Here is an 8,477-nt window from a genome sequence, read left to right as displayed (position 1 = left end):
CAGCGCCAGCACAATGGCCCCGAACTTCAGGGGCACAGGGTTGCGGTGCCGACGCCCGGTAGGGGAGGTCGGTCGTCGCATGATATTTCCTCTCAAAGGCGGACGGGTTTAGCGTGCTCCGGACCGGCCACGACCGGCCATCCAGCGGGAGAAGGCGAAGAGCAGCAGCACCAGGACGAGCAGCAGTGCGGCCGCACCGAAAGCGCGGCTGATGTAGTTGTCCTCAGGCGATTGCGACATCTTGAAGGTGAACAACGGCAGCGAGGTCATCGGCCCCGAGAACGGATTGAGATTCAGGTACGTCGTGTAGCCGGCCGTCAGCAGCACCGGCGAGGTCTCCCCGATGCCACGGGCGGTTCCGAGCACCAGTGCGGTGGCCAGACCGGGCCGGGCGGTCGGCAGTACCACTGACCACACCGTGCGCCACTGCGTCGCCCCAAGCGCGAGCGAGGCCTCCCGCAAACCGTTGGGCACCAACCGCAGCACCACTTCCGACGATCGCGCGATGATCGGCAGCATCATCACCGAGATCGCCATCGCCGCGACGAACCCCGACAACCGCATGCCGAAACCGATCAGCAGGACGACGTACGCGAACAGCCCGGCCACGATCGACGGGAGGGCGGTCATCGCCTCGACCACCGAGCGGACCAGCTTCGAGGCCCGGCCGCCGACCTCGGTCAGATAGACGGCGCAGAGGATCCCGAGCGGCAGGGTGACAGCGATCGCCATCCCGATCTGGATCATCGTGCCGGCCAGGGCATGCAGGGCGCCGCCGGCCGTCAACGGCTCGAGTGGTCCTGCCGTTCGCAGGTCCGAACTGAAGAAGTTCCAATGCGACAAGGCAGGGATGCCCCGGATCAAGGTGTAGCCGATGACACTGACCAGGGCGATGCCGACCAGGCCCGCGATGCTGTGCGCGAGGATCACCGCGAATCGGTCGGCGAGCACCACCCGGCCGCGGCGCAATCCGGTGATGAGCGTGTAGAACGCGGTGAAGAAAAGCCACCAGCAGACGATGAACCCGAGCGTTCCCTCGGTCGGCAGGATCCGGCTGTAGAGAACCCAGGTCAGGGACAACCCGGCCAGCAGCGAACCGATCAGGCAGGCGCGATCCTCGACGTCGACGACCCGGAGCTTGCGGCGCTCGGGTTCCGGCGGCGCCTCGGGCTCGAGCGGCCCATCCCCGACCGGCACGCCGTTCACCGGGGTGTTACTCGTCGAGGGAGGTGGCAGGTGAGTCGTTCCGGACCCGGGCGGCTGCGGAGCGAACGGGCTCTGCGACGGGGGCAGTGTCCTCATGGCGGTTCAGATCTCCGTTCCGGCGCCGCTACGGCTGCGGGACACGACGAATCCCGCGATCAGGTTGACGATCAGCGTGATGATGAACAGGACGAGGCCGGCGGCCATCAGGGCGTTCAACTGCGAGCCCGACGCCTCGCCGTACCGGAGCGCGATCATCGACGAGATGGTGATCGAGCCGGACTGCAGGACGTGCCAGTTGATCTCGAACAGCGGCGACACGATCATCACCACCGCGATCGTCTCGCCGAGCGCCCGGCCGAGACCGAGCATCGTGCCGCCGATGATGCCGCCGCGGCCGAACGGCAGCACGACCGCCCGCACCACACCCCAACTCGTGGAGCCCAGCGCGAGGGCCGCTTCCCGTTCGCCCGGCGGGGTTTGGTCGAACACCTCGCGCATCACCGCGCAGGCGATCGGCATCACCATCATCGCGACGACGATGCCGGCGATGAACGCCGACGACGCGTATGTCGCGCCGTCGAAGATCGCCGCGTCCGGGTCGGTGTCGACCTTGAAGACCGGGATCCAGCCGAACCAGTCGGTGATCCAGCGAGACAGATGGATGATCTGCGGCTGCAGCAGGAAGAAGCCCCACAGGCCGTAGACGATCGACGGCACCGCGACCATCAGGTCGACCAGGGCCACCAGCGACTTCTTCAACCCGCGGGGCGCCCACTCGGAGATGAACAACGCGGTCGCCAGCGCCACCGGGAACGAGATGGCGATCGCGATGGTGGCGATCACGATGGTGCCGAACAGCACCGCCGCGACACCGATCTGGTTCGCCTCGGGGTTCCACGACTGCTCGGTGAAGAACTTCCAGCCGTAGGCGTCCAGTGTTGGTTTCGCCTGGTACGCAAGGAAGACGCCGATGCCTCCGGTGATGAGCAGCACCAGCGCGCCGCCGCCCCGGGCCACCCACCGGAAGATCCGGTCGGACAAGGTGAGCGACGCGCGGAGGCGCCGCGGTACAAGGGTCTCTGGTACGACCGGTTCCGTGACCGCGGGGTCCTGCATGGCGGATCCGTTCACCTGCCCAGCTCTCTTTGGATCGGTACCGGCATCTGCGCCGACGTCAGCTCTGCCTGCTCGACCGCCTGGGTGAATCGATGGAACGCCCTGTGCGCGTCGATCCGGCGGGCGAACACCCCGGGACAGCGAACCTCTGGACCACCCGCGGCCGAGAGTTCCCACCGCCACCGACCGGCTGAATCCCTGCTCAGCCTGGGTTCCGCCTCACGCACCAGGCGCCGTACTGCGGCCAGTTCCTCTCGTGGCGGCCGGGTTCCACTCCGGCCCATCGCCAGCGGCCGGTTGTTGCCGGACAACAGCCGCCATCGGCGTTGCCCTCCTCGCGGATCGTCCAGGAACTGCATCCGCACCCCCACCGTCATTGCCCTCCCAATCTCTCCCCCAGAGTGATTGCCTCTGGAGAGTGACCAGGTGGGGACAACGCGTGGTGAACCGAACCGAAGCGGTGCATGAACACACCAGAGAATCGGCCGCGAAGGAAACAAACATTCAACTAGTGCGACTTTGCACAGCAATCCGGCGCGGAAACGGGAATTCTTTCGGCCGAATTTGTCAGAACATATCTGAGTGCGAGGGTCTCCTCACTGGGAGTGTGCCCTATCCATCCTGCATCCGGCGAGCGGTGGTCCGATAGTCGTGCGAGGTGGTCCCTGGACCCGCAGACGCGTTAGGTGCGCTTCTTCTTCTTCGACCTTCGGAAGACGAAGACAGCCGCTACGCCAGCAAGCAGCAGTGCCGGGATCCAGGCCAGGGGCTCCGACGAGCCCAGCGGCAGGTTCCAGAACGTGGAGAGCGTGTTCACGCACTCCCCTGGATCTGTGCATTGGGTCGCACCTGTTACCGGCGCGAGCGCAAGCACGACGACCACGGCCGTCAGCGCCGCCCTCGAGAACCTGCTCATCTCCTGACGGTAGGTGCCTAAGGACTCGATGTCAGTGGGGCGGGCTCAGGGCGGAGATGTATTCGGTTCCCGTGCAGGTCGCGCCGAAGCGGGGAAAGATGTACGTGACGGCGAATTCGTGGGCCGCGCCGTCGAGACCTGTCATCGCGTCGGTCAGGAAGAGCGTGCTGTAGCCGGCGTCGGAGGCGACCCGGCCGGTGGATTCGACGCCGAAATTGGTGGCGATACCGGCCAGGGCGATCGTGCCGATGTCGCGGGCGCGCAACAGGTCGTCGAGACCAGTCTGGTGGAAGGCGCCGACCGACCGCTTCACGATCTCCACGTCACCCGGCTGCGGGGCGAGTTCGGGCGCCAGTTCGCTTCCCCCGGGCTGTACGCCGAGCCCGGGGCGTTCGACCCGGACATGAACGACCAGCCCACCCACGGATCTGGTCGCGTCAGCCAGCGCGACACACCGCTCCAGCACTTCCCGGCCGGACAACGGCGCCGTCTCGAGCGCGATGATGCGCGGCATCAGATCGATCAGCACCAAGGCAGTACGGCGGGGTTCCAGCTGCAGTGTGGTCACGTTTTCCGAGATTAGCCCAGGTCATTCGCCAGGTGATTCGCGAACGTGGTGTCCTTCTCGATCGGAGAGAAGCCGAAGCGCCAAAGACCGCCGTCGTACGAGCCTTGCGGAAGCGGGCGTCCGCCGGGTTGCCAGAGTGGTTGCCACGCGACGGCGCCGTTCTGCGGGTCGTACCAGTGGTTGTCCTCAGCCCACGCCGATCCTTGCCGATAGGCGGTGACGAGGCTCAGTCCGGGTCCGGTCGCCATCGACCAAGCGGGCAGTCCGGACACATCGCCGTTGCGCTCGAATCCACCCGGGTCGCCCAGGTTCGGCAACGCCGAGTCGACGTTGAGCGCGACCTCCCAGACAGGGGCCGTCGTGCTTCCGTTGACGTGCCATCGCAGGCTGGTGTCGAACGTCTTCGGGCCGAACGCGAAGGACCAGTCGACCGTCACAGGTTCGTCGTTGAAACGGATTCCTCGCAACTTGAGACTGTTGCCGCGAGCATCGACCCTCGCCGCGGCACCTGCCGTATCGGTGGCCCCGAAGTTCCCGACCGCGAGATAGGGCGCGGTGGAGCGGGACGAGGAGTCAAGTCCCGGCCGGTAGCGGCTATGGCCGGACGGGTCCACTTCGAGTGAGGTGAGTGCCGCCCGCGGCGTTGTCTGCACAGTCGCCCGGTAGTACTTCGTACTGATAACCCGACCCCGCGTCACCTGCAAAGTGCTGAAGTCGAGCGGTGCGATGAACAGCCCGCCCTTGCCCCAGCCAGCACCGGTGACGTACCACTTGCTGCCGTCCTGGACCACCTCGGCCGCGTGGGCAGAAATTGTTCCGACCTGCTGGTCGATGGTGAACTGCAGCGGGTCCTTGCTCTTGTAGACCTTGGTGACCTCATAGCCCCCGTCGCAGCAGATGAAGAGATACCAATCGCTGCCGCGCTGCACCACGTACGGCGACTCGGTCGGCCCGCCGAACGTCCCGGTCTGTGGATGCTGGAACGCGACCCTACGCTCACTCCAGTGCCGCAGATCGGAACTGGTGCGGTAGGCAACGAGGTGGTTCCCACCGGCAGGCGTCGAGTTCGCCGTGTAGTACATCACCCACTGGTTGCCGACCCTCTGCACCATCGGATCGCGGCCGTCGAACCCGTCGGTGAACAGGGGGTTCGCCGCATCCCTCGTCCAGTGCACCAGATCCGTCGAGGTCGCGAGATGCATCCGGTACGCCGTGTGGTCGGGCGTCCCGGCGGCGTAGAACATGTAATAGGTACCGGCGTCGTACATCACATACGGCGCCCAGATGTGGCTCTCCCCTGCCGCCGGATCGGCGAACAGCGCCGGCGGCTGCTTCGTCCACGGTCCGTTCGGCGAGGGCGCGGTAGCGTGGCCGAAACTCTTCTCGTCGAGCGGGTCGGCCGGCTCGGCATGGGTGATGGCGTAGACGTGCCAGGTGCCGGTCTTCCGGTCCTGAACGAGCGTGTGATCGTTGTAGTACCACGGACTCGTCTCCCCCACGCTCGGGTCATAGACCTTCACGAACTTGCCTGCAGCAACTACTCGATCGACCTGAACGAACGGCACGCTCCGGATACCACCGGCGCTCGCCGGGAGTGATTGCACAGCGAGAACGGCGGCCACCATCACCATCGCTAGGACCTTCGTCGCCCACGTCATGAGTTCAGCTCCAGATCGAGGAGGTCGACACCAACGAGATAGCCGATCGCGGCGGGGTTCTTCCCAGTCACGGTGATGCTGAGCTGATGTTTGCCGGCAGTAAGTACGGCGTTGCCCAGGTCAACGTTCTCGGTCGACACCCCAGCTGCGGCGTAGCCGTCGAAGGTCACCGGGGTGTTGCCGTCGACACCGATCTGCGCGATCCCGTAGTCAGCCGCCTTAGTGAGCACCGTCGACAGGTGGTAGGTCCCGGCGGTCGGTACTGCGAATTCGAGGACCACCTTGTCACCGGCCTTGGTCCCGTGGATCCAGAGCTGACTTCCGCCCGACCAACTCACGCCGCAGCAACTCCCCTGTGGATCGGCCGGGACTGTCGCGGACACCGCCGGCAACAGCGACTCGGCTTCGACCCTGAGCGTGCTGCCCGAGGTTGCCTCCACTGCAGCGGACTTGCCGCTCTGGTTTCCGGCTAGATCAACTGCCACAACCCAATAGCGCCAGGTCTGGTGCAGGCCGATCCCCTTGTGCAGGAAGCCCGGGCTCCTGCTGCTGCCGACCAGCTTCTCCGCACCGCCTGCGGTCGCCCCGTAGACCTTGTACTCCGCGATGCCACTCTCGTCCGCGCTGTCGGACCAGTTCAGCGCGATCGCGTTGTCGGTCCGACCCGTCGCCGTGAGGTTCTGCACCGGCGCCGGAGCCCGCCGATCGGCGTACGGGAGGACTAGGGAGTGGACGGTGTAGCCGGCCGCTGTCCAGGCGGGACCTGGGGTCGGGCGGAGTTCGATGGTGAGCATGCTCCGGCCGAAGGTCCGAGCTGCGGGAAGCTGGAAGTCGTCGTCGAGCCAGCGCTGGCGATCGTTGCCCAGCGGCTGCAACCAGGTCCCGACCTCCTTGCCGTTGACAACCACCTTGGCCGACTGCCACGCCACGTTCTGATCACTGGTACGACGTAACGTCACGCCCCGGTTGATCGGATCCACCTTCACGGTGAACCGGATTGGCTGGGTCGTCGAGCGAACCTGGTCAGTCAGGACCGTGTCGTCGTGGTCTCCTTCGTAGACCGAGGTCAGCTCTGCTTGCGTCCCGGCGTCGGAGTACGAATGCTGCTGACGACTTGTGGCCAAGCCGGTGTCGATCCTGTCGGTCTCCCTCGCGCCGAACTGCGCCGCGGAGTACAGGAAAGCTGTCGAGCCGTAGATCGCCGGGTGGTCGTTCTGCTGGCCGTGCTCGATCCCGAAGATCAGCTGGTTCTGGTAGCCGATCGAGTCGGTGATGTGCAGGCGGAACGCGCTGTCGCACTCGTACTTGCACTCACCCGCCTGTACCTCGTGGCCGGAGTTGCCGTGGAACGGCGTGGCATAGGTGCCCTGGTTGAAGTACCAGCCGGACTCGTAGTAGTCCTCGGTGCCGGTGCCGTGGATCGCCGGGGTGCGCTCGCCGTCGACGTACACGCGCTCGTCGCCCTCGAGATACCCGCGGGTGTTGCCGTCCGGCTGCAGCCCTTCCATGGTCTGCGAGACGCCGACGAGCTTGCCGCGACCGGTGGTGTCGGCGATCGTCCAGTCGCTGCCGAACACGGGCTCCGCGCGGTGCGAGATCGCCGTGAAGTAGCCGCTCTTGCCCGTCACCAGGTCGATCGCGGCCTGGTGATCCCGAGCCGCCGTGACCTCCGCCTGCCCCTTCAGCCCGTACTGCGTTGGGTTCACCAGGGTGACTGTGGCCCGTGCGAGGTAGGGCATCGGCCACCACGCGGAGTACCAGCCGGCCGGGTCCATCGCGAAGAAGAGCGAGCGCACGTCGTTCTCGCCGAGGCCCGAGCCGAAGAACTCCCCGAGCGGGGCGTCCACCCGCTTCTTACCGTCGACCGTCACCTGGACCCGGACCCCGGCGAGCAGCGCATCCGAGGACTTGACGCGTTCCGCATCCGCCGGCGTCGCGGCGTACGGCATCGAGTGCTGACCGTTCCACCGCTCCTGGGTGATCGAGTAGCCGTGGGCCTGCTCGTCGGCGCGGTGGTTCTGGCCGACGTCGAGGGTGTCGGTGCGCTTCGCGGTACCGCCGACGATCGAGTCCGCCCAGTAAGTGAACTCGTTGAAGTCGAGATCCGAGGAGATGAACTCGTTGCGGATGGTGATTTGCGACTTGCCCGCGGTCGCACTCGCCGGCAGGTCGACCGTCTGGTCGTGCCACTGGGCGCCGGCGGCTTTCAGCGGAGCCCATTCGCCGACCTGGGTGCCGTCGACGAAGATCCTCGCGCGCTGGTTGCCGATCCGCAGGTCCATCCGTCTGGTCAGCTTCACGCCGCTGTTGGCCGGGTCGAGCTTGACCGTGAACTGGCTGCCGCCGACGAATGCGCGGCCGTCGTCGGCGAACGACTTCAGGTCGAGACCGACGAGCTGCGGCAGCTTCAGGCGGAGCGCGCTGAGCTCACCGGGACCGTAGCTGTCGGACAACGTCATTTGCTTGCCGGGGGCAAGGTTCACCGGCTTGGCGGTGGTCTTCGCGGCCGGGTTGGCCGGCTTGGGATCCGTGCTGCCGGAGGCCGTCAGCAGGGCGACGACATCCTCGGCCTTGTCGGTCGGGTCGAAGGTGGCGATGCCTGTTGCATCGGGGAACTCGCGGTAGTCGACGTGGTAGAAGAGCGGGTTGTTCTGGACGGTCACCCGCATCGAACTGCGGTACGGCATCGGCACTCGGAGATAGACACCGCCGCTGCTCTGCAGGGCGTTCGCGACCAGCGGGTAGACGAAGGGTGCGCCGAGCTTGCCGTCGACGACATCCTGCAGGTCGGCGTCGAGCACCTTCTTCCCATCGAGCTCGATGGTGATGGTGCCGGTCTTGCGGACATCGCCTTCGTCTCGGGTGAACCAGATCGACGCGATCTCCCCGGGACCGGCATCTTCGGCCAGGACACAGCCGGACGGGCCGGTCCGCAGGCAGGAGTACTTGCCGTCGAAGCCGTCGTTGTTGGTGCCGTCGCGGCCGAAGCTGGAGAACTGCTTGGTCCGGACGC

Annotated in this window: 7 protein-coding genes; all 7 read right to left on the bottom strand. The window is 66.2% G+C overall.

The features are described from left to right. Positions 1-108: 108 nt before the first annotated feature. Positions 109-1,206 carry a phosphate ABC transporter permease PstA gene (gene pstA, locus VFG33_RS29720; RefSeq protein ID WP_325056295.1) on the bottom strand — a complete coding sequence of 366 codons (1,098 nt, stop codon included), beginning with the start codon at positions 1,204-1,206 and terminating at the stop codon, positions 109-111. Between the two features lie 102 nt (positions 1,207-1,308). Next, on the bottom strand, positions 1,309-2,322 hold the full coding sequence (gene pstC, locus VFG33_RS29715) for a phosphate ABC transporter permease subunit PstC (RefSeq protein WP_325056294.1): 1,014 nt from the start codon (positions 2,320-2,322) through the stop codon (positions 1,309-1,311). 11 nt (positions 2,323-2,333) lie between these two features. Next, positions 2,334-2,699, bottom strand: a complete 366-nt coding sequence (locus VFG33_RS29710) for a hypothetical protein (RefSeq protein WP_325056293.1) — start codon at positions 2,697-2,699, stop codon at positions 2,334-2,336. A gap of 305 nt (positions 2,700-3,004) precedes the next feature. Next, on the bottom strand, positions 3,005-3,238 hold the full coding sequence (locus VFG33_RS29705; RefSeq protein ID WP_325056292.1) for a hypothetical protein: 234 nt from the start codon (positions 3,236-3,238) through the stop codon (positions 3,005-3,007). A gap of 31 nt (positions 3,239-3,269) precedes the next feature. Beyond that, a complete protein-coding gene (locus tag VFG33_RS29700) occupies positions 3,270-3,806 on the bottom strand; it encodes an isochorismatase family protein (protein ID WP_325056291.1) in 537 nt (178 codons plus the stop codon). Between the two features lie 11 nt (positions 3,807-3,817). Then, on the bottom strand, positions 3,818-5,464 hold the full coding sequence (locus VFG33_RS29695; protein ID WP_325056290.1) for a family 43 glycosylhydrolase: 1,647 nt from the start codon (positions 5,462-5,464) through the stop codon (positions 3,818-3,820). Then, positions 5,461-8,477: DUF2961 domain-containing protein (locus tag VFG33_RS29690; RefSeq protein WP_325056289.1), on the bottom strand; the 3,017-nt coding region annotated here is incomplete at its 5' end. The genes VFG33_RS29690 and VFG33_RS29695, both read right to left, overlap by 4 nt.

Source organism: Kribbella sp. (assembly GCF_035687465.1).
Classification (GTDB): domain Bacteria; phylum Actinomycetota; class Actinomycetes; order Propionibacteriales; family Kribbellaceae; genus Kribbella.
Note: the sequence above shows the minus strand (reverse complement) of the source record. Positions and strands in the feature narration are given on the sequence as shown.